The following is a 23,364-nucleotide window of genomic DNA, read 5'->3' on the forward strand; positions in this document are numbered from 1 at the left end:
GCTCTCCTTTTCATTGCAACCCCCCATGTCATTGCGAGCGCAGCGAAGCAATCCATCAAAATCACATCAAGAGATTGCTTCCTACCTCGCAATGACAAAAAACACACCCCATCATTCCGACGGAGGTACGACGAGGAATCTTATCATTTGACAATCCGAGCTCGCAGAATGAGATTTCTCCATGCCTCACACTCATCGTAAATAACACATTTAGATTGGCATGTTCGAAATGAAACGATGGTATATTTATCTTTTAGTAAAAAACAAATAACTATTCTTGAACTTTAAGATTCTTTATAATTTTATTAAAATAATCCTGAGACCAAATATCTAATTCATTAGGATTCTGAATAAATCTGATTACGTCTTCTTTCACGTTCTCGATTTTGGTAGTATTGATTTTTGCATGTAACAATTCCAATAATTGATTTTTTGAAATCGTTTCTTCTGACCAATCTCCACTCTCAGTTGCTCTTTGGCAAAAATGTTTTAAATTAAGCTCTACACCATTTTTAATATACCATTCCATATCATACCAGTCTCTTCCTTTGACTCTATTCTTCCACTTACGAAAAAGTAACGCATGCATTTTGCCTGCAAACAAATTTGGTAAGGTAAAACAGTTAACATAAAATGAAAACGGTTTTGTAAGTAATAAATTTTCTGTTTCAAAATTGAGTGGCGGATCTGTATCTACCTCAATTTTAATCTTTATACTAGGCTTTGATGGTAATTTAATTTGAGGAATAGTACTTTCAAATATTAACTCACTCCACAGTGTTTCTGACTTCAAAAAAGCAGAATCTATATTAGATATGTTCAACTTTGTTTTATGCTTTAAAGATATATGCATCCCAAGCGCATTAAACTCCTCTACTACAGCATTAAAAAATGGCTCTAATTCAAATTCAGCACCCTTTTCTAATAATGAAAAATCTAAATCTTCTGAAAACCGATTCAAGCCATGAAAAATTCTAAGTGCTGTACCGCCATAAAATGCGGCATGTTTATAGAAATTACCTCTGTATAACCCTGCAAGAGTAATCTCTTGCATTATTTCTCGCAATGCCTGTTCCGTTTCTTGAATATTCTTCGGCTTGTATGATTCAATCCAATCCTTTATCATAATCCTGCAATTGATTCAACTAATATCTTAATACTACTTCTTTTGGGACATACAGGCAACCATTTCACCATCTCACGCAAGTTCAGCTCACGAAGTTGATCTTTCTCTATACGTAAATCCTCTAATAAAAAAGCCATTGCTTGATTCTTGCTCCTGAGATTTACTCCAGATGTTGTAATCACTTTATCGCAGAGCGCTTTTTCAGGGCTAGCAATTAACACCGTCTGATTCTCAGTTAAGGGTAATGACTGAATGCCCAGTGGATAATAGGCTATAGGCAAATGGGTGAAACTGTAGACTACATTTTGGGCCATAAATCTTTTAGATATTTTAGGCGTTACGCTTGAAATCTCAAAAACTCGCTCGGGAATCAATCCCCATTGAAACAGGGCTGAATCAAGTGATACATAACTTGGTCCATATAAATGATTTGCTATTAGAAACGGTTCGGGAGTTTTTGGGCTTACCAAAGAGGTAGTCAAATATAACCCTCTTCTAAGTTGAACAATAATTCCTTGATTCACCATTTCCATGATTTTGTCATAGGGTCGACTATAGCCCTTTAGCAATCCAAGAAGTAAGGATGTGCTAATAGGTTGATCACTATACTTTGACAAATTCATTTCGATATTCATTTGTCAAATATATGAATAGAATTCGGAAATTTTCCGAATTAAATTATAAATTTTAACATTTTATGTAAAATATAGCATGTTAATTCGGAAAAAGGGTAGAACATGGTATTATTAAAAAATCATCATTTACCCCAATCAAAAAAGCAAAATTCTTTAGGACGATACATGCCACCAAAGGCAAAATGGACGCTGAAAAAAAAAAATTCAAAACGAATTGGAATGAATATCGTTGCGGAAACAAATAATTTTTTGAAAACCGATAACAAACCAGACTAAAGGCTTGCTACGCTACTGTCAAACATCAGACTAAAACCGAAGCTTTATTGCTCTACGCTGCGGTTTAGTCCTTATATGTTGGTAGCTGGCATAATTTCGGAGCATGAATTTAATGTTTTATGCAATTGATTTTTATGTAAATTGCAAATGTTTAAAATTAAAAAGTCAATTGTTTGTAAATGTTTTATATTTGCAATGTGTTGATAACTAATGGTTAGTGTTGATAAATTGTCAATTGTTGTTACGGTAGTTGTCAATTGTATTAAATAAAAGTTTAAAATGTCAGAAGCTAAATTTACTCATTATGATTTGAAGTTGATAGAACCCACATTTGGTTCATCTCTTACAGATTTGATAATTGAATTAGATTACCTCCGAAAAAAGCAAATGGGTGGCTCTACTCATCCAAAGGTGTTTTTTCAATTAAAACATATTTTTCATACGCTTGAAAGTATAGGGTCGGCAAGAATTGAAGGAAATAACACAACTATTGCCGAATACATTGAAACAAAATTGGCGGATAACAAAGTAGTTCCACAAAGCATCAGGGAAATACAAAATATTGAAAGGGCAATGGCATTTATAGAAGAAAATATCAATGACTATCCTATCAACAGAGCGTTTTTAAGTGAGATGCACAAACAAATCGTTGATGGTCTGTTACCACCTCCTGATGGAGAAGGAGATACTTCACCTGGTGATTACCGTAAAGTAAATTTGAAAATCAATAAATCATTACATATACCGCCAGAATGGTTGACACTGGAAGATTATATGAATGAATTACTTGCCTTTGTGAATAAAGAAGATAGCCCTAAGTATGATTTGTTAAAAACAGCCATTGCACATCATCGTTTTGTTTGGATACATCCATTTGGAAATGGAAATGGTAGAACCGTTCGTCTATTTACTTATGCAATGCTTGTAAAAGCAGGTTTCAATGTAAATGTTGGTCGAATTATTAACCCAACTGCTGTGTTTTGTAGTAATCGCAATGATTATTACAATTATTTGTCTGAAGCAGATAAAGGAACAGATGTGGGCTTAATAGCTTGGATTGAGTATGTATTGAAAGGATTGAAAGATGAAATTGAAAAAATTGACAAATTGTTAGATTACAATTTTCTACGAAAGGAAATTCTTCTTCCCGCTATAAGTCATTCATTAGAAAGAAAGTACATTACTGATGTTGAGTCTAAAGTTTTGAGAAAAGTCGTTGACCAACAAGTCATTCAAGCGTCAGATGTCAAAGTGCATTTTAAAGGCAAATCAGATGCCCAAGTGTCTAGGGAACTAAAAAAAATGATTGATAATAAAATGCTTATTCCTGAAAAAGATGGAAGCAGAAAGTATGTACTTAGGTTTGATAATAATTATTTGCTTAGAAGCATAATTAAGTCATTAGGAGATATGGGGTTTCTGCCTATTCGTGACGAGCTATAAAATGCTTGCCACCAACTGCTTTATACCCCTTACAAAATCATCCATACATACCCGAATTGTAGCGGTTTTGTCTGAAAATCCAATTATAATAATTATACCTAAAGTAAAAATAATTAATTGCAAATTATCGGAAAGACTCTTTATTTGATATATACTTTTAGTTTCAGACTTGCCTATAAATTTCAGTTTTTTGTAAGATTCTCCAAAAACAAAAAAAGCCCGCAAAATGCAAGCTTGATTTTTCCAATTCTTCCCCTAATTCGTTCCTCCAGTTCTTCCCCCATCAATGCGCCACCCCTTTAACCCCAACACACTCGTAAACGTGTCTTTACCACAATCACAAGTTGTCATACAAAACGGCTAAACCCAAGTACAATCGACGTTAATTTACCTTATCATGTCACCTTGAACTCGATTAATGGTCTACATGCCGCACTCCTTCCATAAAAATCCGTTTTGACTGGCATGTTCGAGATGACGCGGCAGTGGTTTGACGTTGGACGTGAAAATTTCATTCATGAAGAAAAACGAAATTATTTAGCAGGAATAAAAGCACTGTCTCAACCACACCGTCATTCCGCCTCGGCTGGTGCGGAAATGATTTACCCTGCCAAAGCACAACCTTTCATAGCATCAGACGCAGCGGTGGGGTTTATTCGAATTTATTTGTTGTTTTTTAAAGGCTCTCATGGTTTCGGCGAAGGGCCTCGGCTTGGTACTTTTTTCCTACAGAAAAAGGAAAGGCCCCCGCGGCTATGAGCGGAAATGTCCATTTCACCACAATCATGCTGTTAAGAACAAAACAAAATTGAATACTCTTTCTTTTGAAGGCCAAAAGAAACAAAAGCCTATTTTTTCCACCAAGGCAGCTGGCTCAAACCCACCACACACAAAAGCCAAAAGCGCACGGGCTGCGTTTTACTGAAGGGTAAAACAATGCCCCGCCCAAACGCTCAAGGCCCTCTTTTGCCTTTTGTTTTACAGCTGCTGGGGAAAAAGCATAACGACTAAATTCCTATACGTTTGTATTTATTTTATAAAAATATTGCTATTAAAATCTAACCTCATTATTTAGCAGGATTGCCAGCACTGTCTTTTCCCTACCTCTCTTCCGCATTGGCTGGTGCGGCAATGATTTACCCTGCCCAAGCACTGCCTTTCATAGCATCAGACGCAGCGGTGGGGTTTGGGTACTTTTTTCCTACAGAAAAAGGACTAGGCCTCCGCGGCTATGAGCGGGAATGTCATTCATACTACAATAATGTTATTAATTAAAAAACGAAATTGAATATTCTTTCTTTTGAAGCCTAAATAAAATGAGGATATTTTTATCCTCAACTTAATTCAGGACAATCATAGCAAGAGATTGCTTCGTACCTCGCAATGACAAAAAACAAAAAAACCAGAGCTCCTCAGCTCTGGTCTTCAATCAAAAAAATAAAAAACCTTCTAATGCGCAACACCCTTAACCCTAATCACACTAGTAAAGGTTTTAAACAATATCTCTACATCAAACCAAAAACTCTTCCTCTCCAGATACTCCTTCTCCAATCCCACCTTCTCCTCTATAGAAATCTCATCCCTACCATTTATCTGCGCCCAGCCCGTAATCCCTGGCTTCAATTTATCCACCCCTGCCGCTACGCGCAATGCCATTAAATCATCCTGGTTATACAATGCTGGCCTCGGACCCACAAATACCATTTCTCCATTAATAATATTTATCAAATTAGGCAATTCATCTAAGCTCAATTTCCGCAATAAACCTCCAATTTTCAATAAATATTGACCCGGGTTCTCTAATAAATGGGTAGCAACATTCGGGGTATTCTTCTTCATGCTTCTAAACTTATAGATGTTGAAGAAGGTATAATTTATCCCTACTCTTTTCTGCTTGAAAAATATAGGCATACCATCTTCTATAAAAATAGAAATAGCCACTAGTAAAAATAATGGCGACAGGATTATTAAGAGGATTATAGCGAAAAGTCTATTGAGCATTTTAGTTAATTTTAAACCCTTCTAAAACAGGAGTTGGATTCCATCCAAAAGCCTCCCTAGCCTTACTATCATCAAAAGTAAGATCTGAGATAATTTTCTTAAGTTTATTCGTATTTAGAGGCGCTTTACTACCTAATAAATCTCCAAATTTTGCAATAATCCTTGCCAACCATAATGGCATATTCATCGGTTTTCCTTTACCTAATTGAATAGAAATATGATTGGAAAGTTCTACGAATGAAGGATGACAGCCATCCGTTAAATTATAAATTCCACCAATCTCTGCAACTTTTAGAATAGATCTAGCTACATCTTCTGCTAAAACCATACTTTTTTTTGCTCTACCCCCAGCAATATTAAAATAGTAACCCTTTTGAATACCTTTAATCATGGCTCCTAAATTACCGGGTGGATTTTGACCTGCCAATAATGGAAGACGTAAAATAGTACAAATAACATTGTGCTTTTTACACCAATCTAACACTAACTGTTCTGCTTGGATTTTACTTAAGCCATAGGGGTCTTTAGCTAATAAAGGAGCATCTTCAGAAATATTGATTCCGTTTTCTCTTCCGTAAACGGCAACACTACTAATAAAAATAAATGCTTTAGGTAATGATTGGGATTCTTCTAAACCCTGCAATAAATTTTGAGTTCCTTTGAAATTAACATCAAAAAAAGCTTGTCTCTCTAGTGAGGTAGTGGGAACTGAATGTGCTTTACCAGCGGCGTGGATAACTAAGTCAAATTTTTCAGAGAAAACAGGCACTTTTTGATCTAAACAAATTGAATATTGTCCAATGTTTCTTGATAGAGTGACAAGTATATTGTTTTCAGATATTGCTTTCGAAATAAAATAACCCAGAAAACCAGTTCCCCCTGTTAACAGACAAATCATTATGTTTAGAATAAATTTAATATTTTTTCCTTGGTGTAATTTACCGAAGCTATTTTAGATCTTTCCCCTTTCTGTTGAATATCAGGAAAGGTCTTTGATGAGATGTGCCTTAATGCGGACAAAATCTTCTCATTTTCTCTCCAAGAAAAAGACCATCCACATTCATAATACTTCACATAATTGTCTATTTCTGAGCCATCATCGCCAACATAAAAAAGAGGTTTACCTGCAGCCATTAGATTATACGTTTTAGAAGGGACACCCAAACCCTTCATACCGCTTATCAAAGTTACCACACCAATATGACAAGCATTCAGAAATAAATTCTGTTCATTTCTTGGTTTTGGACCCAGATAATAAATATTATGTAGCCCTTCAGTTATAATTTTCTCTTGAATTACTGATCTTAAAGCTCCATCACCTATAATAACCAAAATTATATTATTGTTGTTGGCCATTATAAACAAATCTATTAATTCCAAAATTCCTTGAAGTCTGCCCAAATTTCCTGCGAAGCCAAATACTATCTTATCTTTAATATCGAATCCCAAATATCCTGAAATATCGAAATTTTTCACTGGTTGAATATCACTATCTGACCAATTAGGTATAATATCTATCTTATTCATCTTAGGATTTATTTTATTCGACATTAGTTGTCTCATATCTTCACCTAAAACAATAACTCTATCTACATTTTGGTAAGAAGAATTATAAACTTTACTTAAAAACTTATATTTAAGACCATTCTTTCTAATAAGTCCTGCAGGGACCAAATTCTCAGGAAATATATCATGCACAAGAATTTCCACAGTATAGCCTTTGATTTTTTTTAGAATGGCGATTGGTATTACTAAGAAGGTAGGATTGGTTGTTAAAAAAATATTGTCTCCTTTTTTTACTTTTAAAAGTACTGTCCAAGTCATTTTTAAAGTAAGAATTAAAAGTCTTAGGATTCTTTGATAAATTTTATTTTTATTTAACTGTGGTAGACTAACCCTATGTATTTTAATTTCGTTATTAAATTGTTCACTTCGGCTTATATATGATTGCTCGTATCCTGCTGGACCGCAAATCACGCTAACTCTGTTTTCTTGCGATTTTTTTAAAGCAATATCAGTAAGAATTTTGGCTGTTGAAACCTCATCAGGGTAAAACACCTCAGAAATAATCCAATCCACAATATCTATTGATTATTCTTCACTCCAAACAACTCTTTTTATATAATCAGTGTAGCTCAAAATTATTCGAACTACTTTTTCTGAAACGTTTGGCACTGAGTAATCAGTAACCAGCCTAAAGTTTCTTTGCTTACCCGTCTGTTGTTGTTCAAGTTGCACTAGACATTGCATAACTCTCTCTGGATTATTTCCTACCATCATAACCGAGGCTTCCTCCATAGCTTCAGGTCTTTCATGTGCTTCTCGTAAATTTAATGCTCTAAAGTTTAATATCGATGACTCTTCAGAAATAGTACCACTGTCAGATAACACCGCAAAAGACTTCATTTGCAATGCATTATAATCATTAAATCCAAGTGGTTTCAAAAACTTAACTTTAGGATTCATCTCAATTTTCCTCTTCTCAATCATATTACGTGTGCGAGGATGAGTACTAACAATAACCGGAAAATTATATTTATCTGCGATAAGATTAAAACACTCCATCAGTCTAGTAAAGTTACTCTCATTGTTGATATTTTCTTCACGATGCGAAGAAACCACAAAAAATTTTCCTTCTTCTAGATCCAACCTATTTAGAACATCTGACGCTTCAATTTGAGCCATATAGTGATTTAGCACCTCAAACATTGGAGAGCCAGTTTTAATAATCCTGTCAGCAGGTAAACCCTCTCTCAATAAATATTCACGAGCAATATCACTGTAGGTTAAATTAACGTCACTAATATGGTCAACAATCTTTCTATTTGTTTCCTCTGGTACTCGTTGATCAAAGCATCTATTCCCTGCTTCCATATGAAAAATAGGAATATGACGTTTTTTAGCTGGTATAGCACACAGACAACTATTAGTATCACCTAGCACCAAAAAGGCATCTGGCTGAACAGATTCAAGCAATGGATCTATCTTTATTAAAATCTGACCCACTGTTTCAATAGCAGTCGCACCAGCGGCATTCAGAAAATAATCAGGTTTTCTTATCCCCAAGTCTTCAAAAAAAATCTGATTAAGTTCATAGTCATAATTCTGCCCTGAATGCACAATTATATGTTCTATTGCTTCAGATCTATCTAATGCGGCTAAGACTCGTGACAACCTTATGATTTCTGGTCGGGTTCCCACGACTGTCATTACTTTTAATTTCATCTTTTTAACAACTTTATCTGCTTTATAGATTTAAACAATTTCAAAATATGTGTCTGGATCATTCGCATCATAAAACTCATTGATCCAAAAATTAGTATAAAGTTCTTCTTCTCCTATATTCTTAATATTATGAGTATACCAAATAGGCATATCCACATAAGATGGTTCATCCCCATCCAAATAAAAATCTAAAACTTCCGAAGTGCCAATTTTTCTTAATTGTATTAAAGCTTTTCCTTTTATTACTGAGAAACGTTCAATTTTGCGGGTATGGTAATGATTTCCTCTTGTTATTCCTGGTACAGTTGTAGAAAAAGATACCTGTCCACCAACGTTCAATCTAATAATTTCCACAAAAGAGCCTCTTGGATCTGTATTTTTTACATACTTAACTGGAAAATGATTTTTATGATTGATGTAAGAACGGAAGGTGTTAAAAAGATTAACTTCAAATGGACTATTTAATTCAGGAATGATTCCATTGGCAAAATATTGAACTTTATACCTTTCTAATATTTCCAAAATTTCAGAAACTTTATGCTCAGAGCTATGTGGAATATTCAATAAAGATTTTCCTGTCTTGGATCTAATTTCTTGTAAAAAAACGTCAATTAATTCATGTACATAAATCAATTTTACTTGCCCATCTACATCAATTTTGGGTTGTTCCCCATGTGTTAATTGATGAGAAAAGGTAGCAATAAATGAATTATAATATGGATTGCCAAAGGGACCAAAAACATTTGGGATAATCATTCCAGTAAACAAGGCTTCCGATTTACTGGCCCAGTTAGATAATAATTCTCTTCCCTCTCTTTTACTCTTTCCGTACAAATTATCTCTTTCTTCTTGGGAAGATGAAGAGAAAAGTACATGTGCTTTACTTTTAGATTTTTCTAAAGCATTTATTAATTTTTGAGCTAATGAAATATTAGTCTCAAAAATGACCTCTGGATCATGATGCCTATTCATCGCAGCAAGGTGAACAATCACATCACACTCACTAACGAACTTTTCTAGTTTAGCTTGATCCTCGAAGAAATCTCGCTCAAATTGAATTCGCTCAAATTCATCTGGATACAGACCAAGAGTATTAAAAAGTGCTTGCCCAATAAAACCTTGCTGACCGGTTATACCAACTCTTTTCTTTGACATTTAATATTATTAAAGAGTTGCTATTTGCCGATTTAACTCATCCTGAACAAAATCCAATTTCAATAGTAATTGGACCATTCCATCTACGTCACATTGCTCTGTATTGTGAGAATGATAATCTTCAATTAGAGAGACATCCTTCTCTCCTTCAGAAAAATATTGAGCATAATTTAAATCTCGATTATCAGCAGGTATTCTATAAAAATCACCCATATCTTCAGCTTTAACCATTTCTTCTCTGGTACAAAGTGTTTCATAAAGTTTTTCACCGTGGCGAGTCCCAATGATTTTCACTTCATTATCAGCCTTAAGCAATTTTTTAACAGCCTCGGCAAGGTCTCCAATGGTACCTGCTGGAGCTTTATTAACAAATAAATCGCCCTGATTCCCATACTCAAAAGCAAATAATACTAATTCAACTGCTTCCTCTAATGACATCAAAAACCGCGTCATTTTTGGATCAGTAATTGTAATTGGCTGATTATTTCTTATTTGATTGATAAATAATGGAATAACGGAACCTCTCGAACCCATTACATTGCCGTATCTAGTCAAACAAACCGTAGTAGAGCCATTATTAATATTTCTTGATGCTGCAATTGCAACTTTTTCCATTAAAGCTTTAGAAATACCCATTGCATTAATGGGATAAGCTGCTTTATCTGTACTAAGACAAATAACTTTCAAGACTTTATTTGCTACAGCTGCATCAATTACATTTTGAGTTCCAAAAACATTAGTCTTTGTTGCTTCTAAAGGAAAAAATTCACAGGAGGGTACTTGTTTCAATGCTGCGGCATGGAACACATAATCGACACCCTGCATAGCTTGATTAACGCTATTATAGTCCCGTACGTCACCAATATAAAATTTAAGTTTGTCATTCTTTAATGAATTACGCATGTCATCCTGTTTTTTTTCATCCCTAGAAAAAATACGAATTTCACTAAAATGTGAAGTGTACAGAAATCGTTGTAACACAGCATTCCCGAAAGACCCTGTACCACCTGTAATTAAAAGAATCTTGTTTTGTATTTCCACTATTAATTAATTTTGAAGATCTTGTTTTTTTGTAATTGTGTAGGATAATTGATTAATACTGCTTTATAAGGCCCCTTGAAAACAAATAAGCTTCCAGCAGCAACACCTATAACCCCATGTTTATCAATAACTTTTTCCATATCTTCTAATGATCCAGCACCACCTAAAACTGTCATTGGAACCGTAATCTTTTCTCTCACTTTATCAATTAAATCAAGATCATATCCCTTCATTAAACCGTCTTTATCGATTGAATTAATGACGATTTCACCTGCTCCTAATCTTTGAGCCTTTTCGGCAAATATTATTGGATTAATACCTGTTGCTTTTTTACCATTATGAGTATATATCTCATACCCCCCAAGTAATTTCTTCTTAACATCTAGTACTACTATAACACTTTGAGAGCCTACTCGTTCAGATATTTCGGTAATTAATAAAGGGTTTTCCAAAACAGCAGAACTTAATGCTATCTTTTCGATACCAAGGCTAAAAATACGCTGTGCCTGTGCTACAGTCTTAACGCCTCCGCCATAGCATAATGGCATCATCGACTGGCTTGCTAATCGCTCAATAAGGCTATAATTTGGCTCTCTTCGTAATACAGTTGCATCGATATCAAATATCGCCAACTCATCCACGCCCTTATCATTAAAAATTCTTACCGCATTTATAGGGTCTCCTACATACTTGGGATTTCTAAAATTCACAGTTTTTACCAACCCATTGTCTTGAACTAAAAGACTAGGAATTATTCTAGGTCTTAACATGTTTATAATTTTGCAAAATTAGCTAGTAAAGTTTCTCCATGTTTATGGCTTTTCTCAGGATGAAATTGAATACCGTATATATTCTCGTAACATGCTGCACAAGTAAACTTATCACCATACTCTGAAACTGCAAGGACGTCCTCTGAATTTTTACATTCAAAATAATAAGAATGTAAAAAATAAAATAGTGCATCTTTTTCTAAACCTTCAAACAATGGACTTTTAATAACTGGAGTAACATCATTCCAACCCATGTGAGGTAAACGAGTAACCTGTTTTATCTTGGTTTCATCAAATTTTTTAACACTTGCATCAATCCATTTCAAGCCTTCAAAAGTGCCCTCATCACTTGAATTTGCCATCATTTGCATTCCTACACAAATTCCTATCACCGGAACTTTTTTTTCTAAAACCAACTCATTTAATTTAACCAACATCCCTGAATTAGTCAATTCAGACATCGCATGATCAAAATGACCTACACCCGGCAAAATTAATTTTTCAACATCAATTAAATCGCCAGCTTCCTTAGCAATTCGGGTTGGAATATTTAACCTTTTATAAACATTAACAAAAGCATTAATATTACCTACACCATAATCTATTATTGTGATCATCTAAACAATCTTTTTTCTAACCCAAGCTTGGTCATAATAACCGCCCCTAAATTTACAATGTGCTGTTTATTCCTATAATCTTTGAAAGTTTTATTTGGCCCTTCAAAGATTTCCTGCAATTCCTCAACTGTCAAATCCAATTTGTTAGCAACATATTCAAACTCCTGCTTCAACGTAAATTCATCCAATTCTGGTTTAGAAATTCTTTCTAATGCTTCATCTCTTGTCATTTGATTAGTTAAAATCAAACTTGAAAAGTGAGCTCTCCTTTTTTCATAACCAAATTTTCTTGGCATCCAGTAATCTTCGTAGAATCTGGTAAAGCGTGATTCATGATGCTTATGTTGAAATTTCTCCCATCCAAATTTTTTAAATAAAAGATCTTCAGCAGAATCTTTATAAAAAGGAAAGAGATCCAATGGCTTAAAAACTTGCATTCCTAAAACATAACGATAAAAAATTTTATATGTTAAAATATCAACAAGTGGAAAGGTTTTCAATGGCCTAGTTCCAAATTTAGCATGTATATCTTTAATAAGTGTCGTGTCAATACCAATAGATCCACCCCACTCCCTAGGTTCTCTACAACATTCCGTTGATATATTGGAGCCTGTTACAACATACTTAATTTTTTTCTTCCTTGCAAATTTGTACAAAGAAGAAAAAAATGCGTAATCCTGAGGTAAATCTTGATCTGCAATTTGTGATTTTAATAGTGCAACATGAAGGTCTTTCATTTCCTCCCAATTAATAACCTCGGTATATAAATCCAATCCAAGTCCATTAACTAATTTCTCAATATTGTTAACAGCCTGTTGTGTATTCCATCCTGCATCAACATGAAATAACAAAGGCCTTAAACCCATTACCTCCTTTGCTAAATAAGCAACAAATGAGCTATCTAATCCACCACTTAAACCAATTATGCAATCGAAATCTTTTCCTTTTCCTTCTTTCTTTATTTTTTCAGCCATCTTCATCAACTCAGCATTACCTTTCTCGTCAGGATGCCAATTTGGCAAAATATTATTATGGTAATTATGGTAATAATCAGATATCCCATTATCATCGAAAACGATTGTAGGATCTGAAGTATCCATAATGGTTTTAGTACAAATTTGATAGGTTTTAATAGTCATCAGCTTATGATTTTATTATAATGTAATTGTCAACTTTTTGCCAGGTTCCTGTTTTCTTATGAATCCAAACTACAAATGCCAACCAGAATATTTGAAGAGTTGAATTACGATAAACTTTATTTTGTATCGCTTTCCAAGGAAAATTTCTACTTAGACTATCTGTTAACAGTTTATTTTCATCGAGCAATATTGAAGAAGGACATAATAAACGAAAGTTTTGTAAAGTTAATACTACGGGAACTTAATATGTATTGCATGTTCGATTTATTATAGGACCTGAAGCAAAATACCAATTGTGAATATGAATTACGTCAGGTTTAAATTCTTTAATTTTATTTTTAAGCGTAAACGATGAATAGATATTTCATATTGAACTAAAAAACTGAAATACCTATCTAATTTATCTTTTATTTTGAAAGTATAACATTTCTACTTCATTGTCTTTAGGTAGCAACTCTTGTTCCTGAAAAAAAGTTATATCTTCATATTCGAAAATTTGGTATTTAGTATGAACTTGTAAGATTTTCAAATTGATAATTTAAAGAAATCCTTAGCTACAGAATTTTTTATTGATAAAAGAAAGCTCCTCATAAGAATCCGAAATTGCAAAAATTTCAAAACCATGCTTTTTCATTCTGTTTATGAATTGTATGGACTTTTCTTTCCCATTTTCAAAAAAGCGCTCGTGAAATTCAACAAGAAATTGATTTATGGATATGTTGGCTTCGAAAATACTATCAAGAACTTCATACTCTGAACCTTCGATGTCCATTTTAACAATATCAATATGGTTATGCTTTAAAGAATTCGTTATATCAAATAAAGATTTCATTTCAACAATGACTTTTTTTTGCTCAGATACATTATTCTGTATTACTAGACTACCCGAAACATGATTATCGTTAAAGGGCATAAAAAAATCAACAGCGCCCGATTTGGAATCCAAACCATAAGCGTAAAAATGAAAATTAGGGATTTGATTTTGAGAACTCACCCATTTAATTGATTTTGGAGTTGGATCAAATCCGTGAACATTGCAATTATGTTTGTCTATTATTGCTTTATCGAATGAAATATCTTCGCCTATACCAAAGGAATAAACAACAGATTCCTTGTTTAACAAATCCGGACACACATAAAACCCCCCATAATCATTGCCGTACCATATATGATTGCATTTTATTCCAATTTTTAAATGACTGAATCTTCCTGTCAACTGGAAAGCTGCATTTTTAATTTGCTTTTTAATTTGTTTATATATTTTCTGGAGCATAATTTGTTTTGTCATTTTGTAATTCAGATTTAGCACAAATCCAGACCTGCTCTAAACCCTCCTTAAGTTTAATTTTAGGTTCCCACCCAAATTCAGTATTAATTTTAGTAATATCGAGTACGTTATAGGCACAATCAAAAGATCTCGCGGGTTTAGATATCGTTTTTATATTTTTACTTGAAATTTCGCTTATCAAATCTAATATAGTTCTTATTGTATAACCTTCCTGACTACCAACATTATAAGTTTCTACTCTACCCCCCTCATGTTGGTTTTCTATACAACATTTTACCGCTTCTGCTAAATCCAAAACATGAATAAAATCACGCACTACCATGCCTTCATCATATAAATCAATTGATTTGTTGTTAAGCAAGGCATTAAAAGCATAACCAACAATGCCCTGTGGTTTTTTTAAATTTTGATGATTTCCATAAACATTTGATGGCCTTAAAATAATGCTTTCAAAAGACGATCTTTTTGAAATAAAGTTAATATAATTTTCAGAAATAATTTTTGATAAGCCATATGCCGAAATTGGATTTTTATGAAAATCCTCGTTTAACAGAATATGATTCGGTGAATCACCATATATTGTACCACCAGATGACATAAAAACAAAGCGTTTTAGATCATTTAGTTTATCTATAGATCCCAGAAAATTTATTAAAGGAGAAACATTAAAATTGAAATCATCTACTAATCTATCCATAGAAGCACTAGGGACTAAGTCACTAACCAACCAAATAACATTATCATAACCGTTTAAAGCATCAACCAGTTTTAATGTATTATTAACATCAATGTTAGCTTTGTACGTTTTACCATTATCGGTTTCTGTTCCTTCATCTAGGCTTCTTCCAATTATCAAAACATTATAACCTTTTTCTATAAAGAAATTTGCCAGATTAGTTCCAATAAACCCACCACCTCCTATTAAAGCAACTGATTTTTCCATTAATGATTATTTTTAAGAAAGTTTTTGAAAATTTCAGATATTGCAATTTGATAAATTGATGTGCGATATTTTTCGTGAGCTTCATCACGGTTATTAATAGCAATATCTCTCAAAATACTTTTATTCTTTATAATATTTTCAATTACTTCTCTTATCGATAAGTGGGATTTTCTCTCTACCAAAAAACCATTTATTTTATCGGTGAAAATATAAGGTATACCACTATGACCAGTTGTTAATACTACACAACCTGTTGCATATGCTTCCAATATACTGATAGGCTGTCCCTCAAATGGATAATAGGTTGGCAAACAAAACAAATGTGACTTACAGTACAATACTCTTTTCTTATCACTATCTATAAATTTACCAATGTAATTCAGCCCATTATGTTTTTTTATTTTGAATAAGAATCCATTTTCACTTGCTTGAGACTCAAACCCTCCAACAAATGTGATATTAACTTGCGATTTTAAATTTTCATCTAAACTAATATACCCATCAGCTAACTCATTATACCCTTTACCTGGTATTAAATTACTTAAATACAAAATTTGAATAATATTTGTATTTGAAAACTTTTTATTGATTTCCTCATCACTAACCAATAAAAAATCTTCGGCAAAATTAGGAACAATAAATATTTTTTTGTCAGGAATAATTTTCGAAAAAGTTTGAAAATTTACAGGCCCTTCTATGATAACTCCACCTATATTTTTGATGAAAAATACATTTAATTTTTTCTGAATTCCATTACCACTCAATATTTCTTTCATTCCAGCACCTCCAAGCATATGAACAAATATCTTACGGCGACTTTTATAACAAATTCCATAAATAAATAAATCTCTTAAATTGCCAAAAAATGATTCAGCTAAAGACAGATATATTATTTCATTACCGTTCCTCTTTTTAAATACTTGAATTAAAATATTGAAAATATCAAAAACTCTACTTAAAGAATTAAAGCCATTCTTTAAACTACTTTTACTAAGATTAACAATAGTTATTTCGTGCTGGTCTTTTTGTAATTTATCTAATAATACTTTACTTGCTTTTGATTGACCGTTTATAGGAGGTGGAATTGGCGCAATAAATAAAATTTTCATTTGTGAAATCTATTATATTCATTTATCATAACCTTTGAAAATTCTTTTGCTATAGATGAATAATCGTAATTCTGTAAAATATTATTTCGTGAATTTTTTTGAAATAAATTAAATTCATCAATTTGCATATTTCCAAATTTAATTATTGCATTTCTAAATTCTTCTTCATTATTCTCGGAAAACAAAAAACCTTTTTTATTACTAACTCTATCAATATTTATTTCATTCTCTTCTAAAACAACAGGCAATCCACAAGATTGAACTTCATAATAACTCATACTGCATTGTTTTGGAAAAACCGCTATATCTGCACATTGATAAAAACTAGCCAAGTCAAAATAGGTTTGAGTTGGAAATCTTATAATTTTGTTTTCCGATTTATCCAATATTTTTTCAACATTTAAACCATACTCATCCTTTGAGTTTGTACCAATTATTATAAATATTATATTTCTATCTTTTAACTCGATTTTCTTTTTTAAAGATTGAGCAAAAAATATACCCCCCTTATATATATCGAGTTTACCTGCATATATTACAATAAAATCATCTTCTTTTAATTGATTTTTCCTCTTAAACTCAAGTTTAATTAATTCATTGGGTTTATAAAAACCTGTATCAGTTCCAAATGACAATAACTTAGTTTTACTTAAAGGAATCGAATAATGTTTCTCAACAAAGTCAGAATTAACTACTCGAATTAAAGGTATATTGTTTTTTAAAATAATAGGGGTGATTACCTTTCTGAAAAAAAATCTAAAAATATTTTTTAATTTATTTACAGATGCCATTTCAAGCATGTGACAATCTAAAACAAATGGAATTTTAATGTTTTTGTAATCAAGAAGTAATTTTATTCCAGTTAACGTATCTTCACCATGTATAAACAAAACATCTGGTTTTAAAGACTTTATTAATTTATGTAATCCAAATTTAAAAATTGATCTGCCACTATAAAACCCAAATAGAGGAAATCTAATAATCTTTACTCCTGTCCTTTCTGTAAAAATTTTATCTTTTTCATCTATGTTTATTTTTCCAAAAAAGGCAGTCAAAAAACTAGGAACTTTATGGAGTTCAGAAGTAATAATTATTACTTTATGTCCTTGCTCAACTTGGAGCTTCGACAGTAAATTCAACTGATAGCCCGCATTTGGATGGAAAAAATCTTCTACATGTACAAAAATCATACTATCAATTAAATTTTATAATTATTTGGGTAATTAACTGGGCTGCGACACCATTTCCATATAAGGTATGAAAATCTAAATCTGTATTGCTTGTAAAATACTGATATGTATCTACTATTTTATTGTAGTCACTGCCAGCCAATATGTTATTACCACTCTCAATTAACTCAACCCATTCGGTTTCATCTCTAAGAGTAATACAAAGCTTATTAAACATATATGCTTCTTTTTGTAAACCACCACTATCAGTCATTACAAGATCACAATTTTTTAATAGATATACCATTTCTAAATATCCTACTGGTGGAATAACGAGAATGTTTTTCTCATTAAATATATAACCTAATTCTACTATTTTATTCTTTGTTCGTGGATGCAAGGGTAAAATAATTTGTTTGCCTTTTGAAATCGTCTCTAATGATTTCAAAATGTTAGAAAGCTTTTCATCATCATCAGTATTTTCTGCTCTATGAATTGTACATAAAATATAATTAGATTCTATTTCTATTGAAGGTTTTAAGGCCTTTGAAGAATAATATAAAACAGCATCTTGCATTACATCACCAACATTAAAATATAATGAATTATTAATTCCTTCATTATTTAAATTTTTCATTGCAGTCTCTGTTGGACAAAAAAGCAAGTCACTTATTCTATCTGTTACTATTCTGTTAATCTCTTCTGGCATTTTATTGTTAAATGATCTTAGTCCAGCTTCAATATGTATTAATTTAATATTCAATTTTTTACACGCAATTGCACCCGCTAATGTAGAATTAGTATCACCATAAACTAGAACATACTTTGGATTCTCAACAATTAATATTTCCTCAATTTTTTCCATCATTTGGCCAGTCATTGCGGCATGTGATTTTCCATTTATACCCAAGAAATAATTAGGTAAAGGAATATCCATTTCTTCAAAAAATACGTCAGACATTTCTCTGTCAAAATGTTGACCTGTATGTATAATGATTTCAGTAATTATGTTAGATTCTTTAAAAGCTCTACTTACTACTGCAGCCTTAACAAATTGGGGTCTAGCTCCTAATATTGTAACTATTTTCATTTATAAAATTATTATTTTTGATTGACTTAAATGATAAAAAAAAGAACACTATGAACGCACCCCCTGTTAAAATTGATGAAAATAGGGATGTATTAAGTAGAGAAAATAAATATGGAATTAATATTAGTACTAAGAAAAGTTTATTGTAATTTCTTGAAATATTATTAAAGATGATAAAAACAATAAAGAGTAAAAAACTTGAAAAAAGGATACCCAAATCACCTAATGCCGCTATACCATCAGTTGCCCAAAAATTTGCATTTGCATTCATGTCATCACTCCAATATTCTTTACCAACAACTTGTCCTAAAGCGTCCTCATTATATGGATAAGACCTAGTAAAAAAATTAATTATATTAATGTGAGAATAATATGTATGAGGGTTATCTATAAAAAAATCATGATAATGCTTAGTCAAACTACCACCATTGCCAACAGTTCGCATCATAAAAAGTGATGATAAAACATTAAATTCTAGATTGATAATAATTATAAAAATAAAAGAAAAAATAATCCCTATAAATGGAAGTGATAAATTTAAATTTTTACGTTTCAACACAAAATAAATAACAAAAATAACTACTGGAAATGTCAAAACACTTTTAGCGGCTGTTGCCATATATACAATTACACTTGCAAAAGTTCCAATGATGAAAAAAAAATTTCTCTTTGAAAAAAGACCATACGCTAATAGAATTGGGATTAATGCGTTTGATAACCATGCAAAAAAATACCCTAATAGATTACTTTTTCCGAAATCTTGATTTGAAGATCTTTGTTCATAAACATCTTCAAATGAAACAAATTTCAAATTTTTATTATAGACTATAACAATATATAAAACTATAGTTATAGTACTAATAAACAAAATTTTAAGTATATCAATATTAGAATTTATCACAATACTTTTTTTAATTTTAATTCTATCTGCAAGAATTAATAAAATCATTCCAGACATGAATAATAATTGTTGATAGACCAAATACAAATCACTTCCTTCTAAATCAAAAAAATAAGTTATAATTATTGGAACATATAAAATATAATAGATAAAAACGCAAAGGAAACTTGAAATCTGATTAATCCCTTTGAAAAAGTTTATAGGTATAATTGAAATTATTAAAGATAAAAAAAATAAAAATTCATTATTAAATCTGTTCTCGATTATTCCATATCCCATATATTCAAAAGTTGGATATAAAAAATCTAAATAACCTCTGTAAAATAAATAAGAATATATAAAGGCAATAATAAGATGACTAACTTTGTTAGAAAAAATATTTAAAAACATCTATTTTGAATATTTATAGGAAAAATTAAACAAAATAGAATAAAATATAAGATTTGTTGTAGAGAAAAAAATTATTGAATAATAAAAATTATTGAAATAATAAAAACCAGAAAATAAAGCCATGATCCCGAAAATCATGTTTAAAAATTGGATTCTCAAATATATTTTTTGCTTGTTTTTTATATAAAATAAACTATTTAAAGGAATTACAATAAATTCAAACATTAATACAATAGATAGAATTCTTGCAATTTTACCTGCTACAATCCATTTTTCACCAAAAAAAAGTGAAAATAAAAATGGTGAAGAAAAAAATACAAATAAATATATTGGTACTGAAATTAAAATTAATTTTTTAAGGGTAGAGATATATAATTCTTTACAATTTCCTTTAATTCTAATTTCATCAATCGCTTCATTTCGAAATACACTTGCAATTGAACTTGTTATTATAATGTTTGGAAGTCTAATCATTCTATTAGCTAATGAATAAAATCCAACTATTGTGGTAGTATAAAGACTTGAAAATATGATCGGTACAAATTGCTGACTTATGGTCAATGAAAGATCAGATAGTATCATATATTTAGGAAACGATATGTATTCGATAGCTATCTTTTTAATTTCATTAAAACTAATATCTTGAAAACTAAACTTTCTCAATAAAAAAACAGAACTTGCGATAACTCCTATTACTAAAGATAATAACATTCCCTCTTCAAAAAAAAAGAAAAAACCGAAAATTAAACTAAATATCGTTGTCGTTATTACTTGAAGAGCATTTGCAATAGTTATTCTTTTATAATATTTACCTCTTTGATTCCAATATAATAATCCTGAATAAAGAGAAATACAAAAAGAATAAATAGGGGCTAAATAAATCCATCTCGTTTCAAATAAACCCGACAAGCCTTTATAATCAACTATCTCTCTTAAAATAAATACTATAAATAAACAAACTATTGAAGTAATAGAACCAATAAGAGTTATTAGTCTAAATATAATTTTGGCTTTATCATCTTTTTCTGGCAATCCTAATGCGAACTCATAGCGTCCAGTTGTAAAAACACCAAATATAACCATGCAACTTGTGAACAACGATAATAAACCAAACGCCTCTACTGAATAAAATCGTGTTAGGAGCGGCGAAGCCAAAATAACTACTATTTGACTTATTATTGTACCAATTGCTAAGGAGGAAACATTTCTTAAAAATTGATTATTTACAGCTTTTTTTATGAATTTCAATATCTACTATTTACCTAAACTATAAATCCTTTCAATAATATCAACCACTTTCATTCCTTCAAGGGCATTAGTTGTAATACTCTCTTTACCTTTTATGACATTAGAAATATTTTCGTAAATATAATGGTGGTTGGCCGCTGATCCTTTATAAGGTCCATAGTCATTAGGTGGGTTGCTCTCTGCCAAAACTGGCATTACATAATCTTTAATGTGGCAATATTCTACTTCATTCATATACTGTCCACCTACCTTAACCGAACCGTTCTCAGCTACTATCGTTATTGAACTTTCTAAGTTTTTATCCCAAATAGCAGTAGAGTAATTTAGACTTCCCATTCCTCCTTCAACAAAATCAAATGAAACAAAACCAGAATCTTCAAAATCAGTGCTTTTCTGATGAACAAAATCATTTAATTTGGCAGTTATATTGGTTACATCTCCAAAATACCAATACATCAGATCAATAAAGTGAGAAAATTGGGTAAACAAAGTCCCACCATCTAAATCTTTAGTTCCATGCCAAGATGTTGGCTTTCCTGTTTTAGAATCTGGTTTATAATAGCGATCGTCGCGGTTCCAATAGCAATTAATTTGCACCATAAAAATCTTGCCTAGGATACCTTGTTCCAAAATCTCTTTAAGCCATACAGAGGGTGGTGAATATCTATTTTGCATAACGCAAAATACTTGCTTATGCTTTTGTAACGCTTTAAAAATAATTTGCTCACATCCAACTTTAGTCAGAGCCATTGGTTTTTCTACCACCACATGCCAGTTATTCTCTAAAACTTGTAATGCTTGTTCTTGGTGGAATCCATTTGGAGATGCAATTGCAACGGCATCGATCATAATGCCAGATTGAACCATAGCATCCAACGAATTAAAAATACGAGCGCCTGTAAAATTCTCCAAACCTAATTCTTCCTTAGGTTTAGTATCGCACAAGGCAACTAATTCAAAATCATCATTGCCCAAAATCATACTCGCATGACGTTTACCAATATGACCACAGCCTACAACTGCAAATTTAATTTTGCTCATATCTATTTTACTCTAATAACTAAATTATCATCTAATTTATATTCTTGTTTGCTCTCATGGCAAACTGCAATTCCATTGTCTCCAAATTCTAAACGATGTCCGTATTCACCTACCCATCCTATTTGTTTGGCTGGATTCCCCACAACTAAGGCATAAGGTGCTATTGTTTTGGTAACTACAGCACCTGCTCCAATAAAAGCATACTCTCCTATATCATGACCACAGACTATTGTTGCATTTGCTCCAATACTTGCTCCCTTACCCACATGCGTTTTTGAATATTGATCTCTTCTATTAATTGCGCTTCTAGGATTAATCACATTGGTAAAAACCATTGATGGTCCAAGAAAAACATCGTCATCACAAATTACTCCTGTATAAATTGATACATTATTTTGTACTTTAACATTATCCCCAAGAATAACACCTGGAGAAACAACTACATTTTGTCCGATGTTACATTTTTCACCAATTTTACAATTGGACATGACATGAGAAAAATGCCAGATTTTTGTATCCTTACCAATTGTACAGCCTTCATCCACTAATGCGGTTTCATGTGCGTAAAAACCTTCCATATCTATTTATTAAAAAATGATTTGACACTATCACAAATAAAATTCATATGATCACTATTCATTTCCGTATGAATCGGTAATGACAATACTTGATCACATAGTTCTTCAGAAGTGGGTAACACAAAATCACTTGAAACAAATTGCTGAAATGCCTCCTGCTTATAGAGCGGAAGTGGGTA

Annotated in this window: 23 protein-coding genes; 2 read left to right on the forward strand and 21 right to left on the reverse strand. The window is 31.8% G+C overall.

Features of this window, described 5'->3' with window-relative positions; translation table 11 throughout:
- Nucleotides 1-271: 271 nt before the first annotated feature.
- Entirely contained in the window at nucleotides 272-1,126 is an 855-nt protein-coding gene (locus ACIQ0D_RS04160; protein ID WP_395803304.1) for a nucleotidyl transferase AbiEii/AbiGii toxin family protein, read from the reverse strand.
- Nucleotides 1,123-1,761 (reverse strand): hypothetical protein, encoded by a 639-nt coding sequence (locus ACIQ0D_RS04165; RefSeq protein WP_395803305.1) that lies wholly within the window; start codon nucleotides 1,759-1,761, stop codon nucleotides 1,123-1,125. Before ACIQ0D_RS04165 ends, ACIQ0D_RS04160 begins: the two co-directional genes overlap by 4 nt.
- Nucleotides 1,762-2,316: 555 nt before the next feature.
- Between ACIQ0D_RS04165 and ACIQ0D_RS04170 the strand changes: the two genes are divergently transcribed.
- Both ACIQ0D_RS04170 and ACIQ0D_RS04175 read left to right on the forward strand, forming a co-directional pair.
- Nucleotides 2,317-3,480, forward strand: a complete 1,164-nt coding sequence (locus ACIQ0D_RS04170; RefSeq protein ID WP_395803306.1) for a Fic family protein — start codon at nucleotides 2,317-2,319, stop codon at nucleotides 3,478-3,480.
- A 456-nt stretch (nucleotides 3,481-3,936) separates the two neighbouring features.
- Entirely contained in the window at nucleotides 3,937-4,239 is a 303-nt protein-coding gene (locus tag ACIQ0D_RS04175) for a hypothetical protein (RefSeq protein ID WP_395803307.1), read from the forward strand.
- 690 nt (nucleotides 4,240-4,929) lie between these two features.
- Here ACIQ0D_RS04175 and ACIQ0D_RS04180 read toward each other — a convergent pair.
- The 19 genes from ACIQ0D_RS04180 to ACIQ0D_RS04270 form a co-directional block, all read right to left on the reverse strand.
- Nucleotides 4,930-5,481, reverse strand: coding sequence for a sugar transferase (locus ACIQ0D_RS04180; RefSeq protein WP_395803308.1), 552 nt, complete (start codon nucleotides 5,479-5,481; stop codon nucleotides 4,930-4,932).
- 1 nt (nucleotide 5,482) lies between these two features.
- Entirely contained in the window at nucleotides 5,483-6,379 is an 897-nt protein-coding gene (locus tag ACIQ0D_RS04185; RefSeq protein ID WP_395803309.1) for an NAD-dependent epimerase/dehydratase family protein, read from the reverse strand.
- Nucleotides 6,380-6,384: 5 nt separating this feature from the next.
- Nucleotides 6,385-7,560, reverse strand: a complete 1,176-nt coding sequence (locus ACIQ0D_RS04190) for a glycosyltransferase family 4 protein (protein WP_395803310.1) — start codon at nucleotides 7,558-7,560, stop codon at nucleotides 6,385-6,387.
- Nucleotides 7,561-7,572: 12 nt separating this feature from the next.
- Entirely contained in the window at nucleotides 7,573-8,706 is a 1,134-nt protein-coding gene (gene wecB, locus ACIQ0D_RS04195) for a non-hydrolyzing UDP-N-acetylglucosamine 2-epimerase (protein ID WP_395803311.1), read from the reverse strand.
- A gap of 30 nt (nucleotides 8,707-8,736) precedes the next feature.
- A complete protein-coding gene (locus tag ACIQ0D_RS04200; RefSeq protein ID WP_395803312.1) occupies nucleotides 8,737-9,861 on the reverse strand; it encodes an NAD-dependent epimerase/dehydratase family protein in 1,125 nt (374 codons plus the stop codon).
- Nucleotides 9,862-9,870: 9 nt separating this feature from the next.
- Nucleotides 9,871-10,902, reverse strand: coding sequence for a polysaccharide biosynthesis protein (locus tag ACIQ0D_RS04205; RefSeq protein ID WP_395803313.1), 1,032 nt, complete (start codon nucleotides 10,900-10,902; stop codon nucleotides 9,871-9,873).
- A gap of 2 nt (nucleotides 10,903-10,904) precedes the next feature.
- Nucleotides 10,905-11,672, reverse strand: coding sequence for an AglZ/HisF2 family acetamidino modification protein (locus tag ACIQ0D_RS04210; protein ID WP_395803314.1), 768 nt, complete (start codon nucleotides 11,670-11,672; stop codon nucleotides 10,905-10,907).
- A gap of 2 nt (nucleotides 11,673-11,674) precedes the next feature.
- Entirely contained in the window at nucleotides 11,675-12,289 is a 615-nt protein-coding gene (gene hisH / locus ACIQ0D_RS04215; RefSeq protein ID WP_395803315.1) for an imidazole glycerol phosphate synthase subunit HisH, read from the reverse strand.
- Complete coding sequence (locus ACIQ0D_RS04220; RefSeq protein ID WP_395803316.1) at nucleotides 12,286-13,428, reverse strand: N-acetyl sugar amidotransferase; 1,143 nt, start codon at nucleotides 13,426-13,428, stop codon at nucleotides 12,286-12,288. The genes hisH and ACIQ0D_RS04220 overlap by 4 nt, the downstream gene beginning before the upstream one ends.
- A 550-nt stretch (nucleotides 13,429-13,978) precedes the next feature.
- Nucleotides 13,979-14,701 (reverse strand): FkbM family methyltransferase, encoded by a 723-nt coding sequence (locus ACIQ0D_RS04225; protein ID WP_395803317.1) that lies wholly within the window; start codon nucleotides 14,699-14,701, stop codon nucleotides 13,979-13,981.
- Nucleotides 14,682-15,659 (reverse strand): NAD-dependent epimerase/dehydratase family protein, encoded by a 978-nt coding sequence (locus tag ACIQ0D_RS04230; RefSeq protein WP_395803318.1) that lies wholly within the window; start codon nucleotides 15,657-15,659, stop codon nucleotides 14,682-14,684. The genes ACIQ0D_RS04225 and ACIQ0D_RS04230 overlap by 20 nt, the downstream gene beginning before the upstream one ends.
- A complete protein-coding gene (locus ACIQ0D_RS04235) occupies nucleotides 15,659-16,768 on the reverse strand; it encodes a glycosyltransferase family 4 protein (RefSeq protein ID WP_395803319.1) in 1,110 nt (369 codons plus the stop codon). The genes ACIQ0D_RS04230 and ACIQ0D_RS04235 overlap by 1 nt, the downstream gene beginning before the upstream one ends.
- A complete protein-coding gene (locus ACIQ0D_RS04240) occupies nucleotides 16,765-17,958 on the reverse strand; it encodes a glycosyltransferase family 4 protein (RefSeq protein WP_395803320.1) in 1,194 nt (397 codons plus the stop codon). Before ACIQ0D_RS04240 ends, ACIQ0D_RS04235 begins: the two co-directional genes overlap by 4 nt.
- A 4-nt stretch (nucleotides 17,959-17,962) precedes the next feature.
- Nucleotides 17,963-19,027, reverse strand: a complete 1,065-nt coding sequence (gene wecB, locus ACIQ0D_RS04245) for a non-hydrolyzing UDP-N-acetylglucosamine 2-epimerase (RefSeq protein ID WP_395803321.1) — start codon at nucleotides 19,025-19,027, stop codon at nucleotides 17,963-17,965.
- Complete coding sequence (locus ACIQ0D_RS04250; RefSeq protein WP_395803322.1) at nucleotides 18,999-20,318, reverse strand: hypothetical protein; 1,320 nt, start codon at nucleotides 20,316-20,318, stop codon at nucleotides 18,999-19,001. Before ACIQ0D_RS04250 ends, wecB (ACIQ0D_RS04245) begins: the two co-directional genes overlap by 29 nt.
- Nucleotides 20,319-21,566 (reverse strand): lipopolysaccharide biosynthesis protein, encoded by a 1,248-nt coding sequence (locus ACIQ0D_RS04255; RefSeq protein ID WP_395803323.1) that lies wholly within the window; start codon nucleotides 21,564-21,566, stop codon nucleotides 20,319-20,321.
- Nucleotides 21,567-21,572: 6 nt separating this feature from the next.
- Nucleotides 21,573-22,607, reverse strand: a complete 1,035-nt coding sequence (locus tag ACIQ0D_RS04260; RefSeq protein ID WP_395803324.1) for a Gfo/Idh/MocA family protein — start codon at nucleotides 22,605-22,607, stop codon at nucleotides 21,573-21,575.
- 2 nt (nucleotides 22,608-22,609) lie between these two features.
- The gene (locus ACIQ0D_RS04265) at nucleotides 22,610-23,185 is read right to left on the reverse strand and encodes an acyltransferase (RefSeq protein WP_395803325.1); all 576 of its coding nucleotides are present in this window, start codon (nucleotides 23,183-23,185) and stop codon (nucleotides 22,610-22,612) included.
- A gap of 2 nt (nucleotides 23,186-23,187) precedes the next feature.
- Nucleotides 23,188-23,364, reverse strand: a 177-nt coding sequence (locus tag ACIQ0D_RS04270) for a DegT/DnrJ/EryC1/StrS family aminotransferase (protein ID WP_395803326.1), incomplete at its 5' end; no start/stop codon positions are given.

Source organism: Daejeonella sp. (assembly GCF_044342615.1).
Lineage (GTDB): Bacteria > Bacteroidota > Bacteroidia > Sphingobacteriales > Sphingobacteriaceae > Daejeonella.

What these genes read in the sequence shown, in the direction of transcription:
- ACIQ0D_RS04160 (WP_395803304.1), bottom strand. Translation starts at nt 1,126, where the DNA reads ATGATAAAGGATTGGATTGAATCATACAAGCCGAAGAATATTCAAGAA.
- ACIQ0D_RS04165 (WP_395803305.1), bottom strand. Translation starts at nt 1,761, where the DNA reads ATGAATATCGAAATGAATTTGTCAAAGTATAGTGATCAACCTATTAGC.
- ACIQ0D_RS04170 (WP_395803306.1), top strand. Translation starts at nt 2,317, where the DNA reads ATGTCAGAAGCTAAATTTACTCATTATGATTTGAAGTTGATAGAACCC.
- ACIQ0D_RS04180 (WP_395803308.1), bottom strand. Translation starts at nt 5,481, where the DNA reads ATGCTCAATAGACTTTTCGCTATAATCCTCTTAATAATCCTGTCGCCA.
- ACIQ0D_RS04185 (WP_395803309.1), bottom strand. Translation starts at nt 6,379, where the DNA reads ATGATTTGTCTGTTAACAGGGGGAACTGGTTTTCTGGGTTATTTTATT.
- wecB (WP_395803311.1), bottom strand. Translation starts at nt 8,706, where the DNA reads ATGAAATTAAAAGTAATGACAGTCGTGGGAACCCGACCAGAAATCATA.
- ACIQ0D_RS04200 (WP_395803312.1), bottom strand. Translation starts at nt 9,861, where the DNA reads ATGTCAAAGAAAAGAGTTGGTATAACCGGTCAGCAAGGTTTTATTGGG.
- ACIQ0D_RS04210 (WP_395803314.1), bottom strand. Translation starts at nt 11,672, where the DNA reads ATGTTAAGACCTAGAATAATTCCTAGTCTTTTAGTTCAAGACAATGGG.
- hisH (WP_395803315.1), bottom strand. Translation starts at nt 12,289, where the DNA reads ATGATCACAATAATAGATTATGGTGTAGGTAATATTAATGCTTTTGTT.
- ACIQ0D_RS04220 (WP_395803316.1), bottom strand. Translation starts at nt 13,428, where the DNA reads ATGACTATTAAAACCTATCAAATTTGTACTAAAACCATTATGGATACT.
- ACIQ0D_RS04225 (WP_395803317.1), bottom strand. Translation starts at nt 14,701, where the DNA reads ATGCTCCAGAAAATATATAAACAAATTAAAAAGCAAATTAAAAATGCA.
- ACIQ0D_RS04230 (WP_395803318.1), bottom strand. Translation starts at nt 15,659, where the DNA reads ATGGAAAAATCAGTTGCTTTAATAGGAGGTGGTGGGTTTATTGGAACT.
- ACIQ0D_RS04235 (WP_395803319.1), bottom strand. Translation starts at nt 16,768, where the DNA reads ATGAAAATTTTATTTATTGCGCCAATTCCACCTCCTATAAACGGTCAA.
- ACIQ0D_RS04240 (WP_395803320.1), bottom strand. Translation starts at nt 17,958, where the DNA reads ATGATTTTTGTACATGTAGAAGATTTTTTCCATCCAAATGCGGGCTAT.
- wecB (WP_395803321.1), bottom strand. Translation starts at nt 19,027, where the DNA reads ATGAAAATAGTTACAATATTAGGAGCTAGACCCCAATTTGTTAAGGCT.
- ACIQ0D_RS04250 (WP_395803322.1), bottom strand. Translation starts at nt 20,318, where the DNA reads ATGTTTTTAAATATTTTTTCTAACAAAGTTAGTCATCTTATTATTGCC.
- ACIQ0D_RS04260 (WP_395803324.1), bottom strand. Translation starts at nt 22,607, where the DNA reads ATGAGCAAAATTAAATTTGCAGTTGTAGGCTGTGGTCATATTGGTAAA.
- ACIQ0D_RS04265 (WP_395803325.1), bottom strand. Translation starts at nt 23,185, where the DNA reads ATGGAAGGTTTTTACGCACATGAAACCGCATTAGTGGATGAAGGCTGT.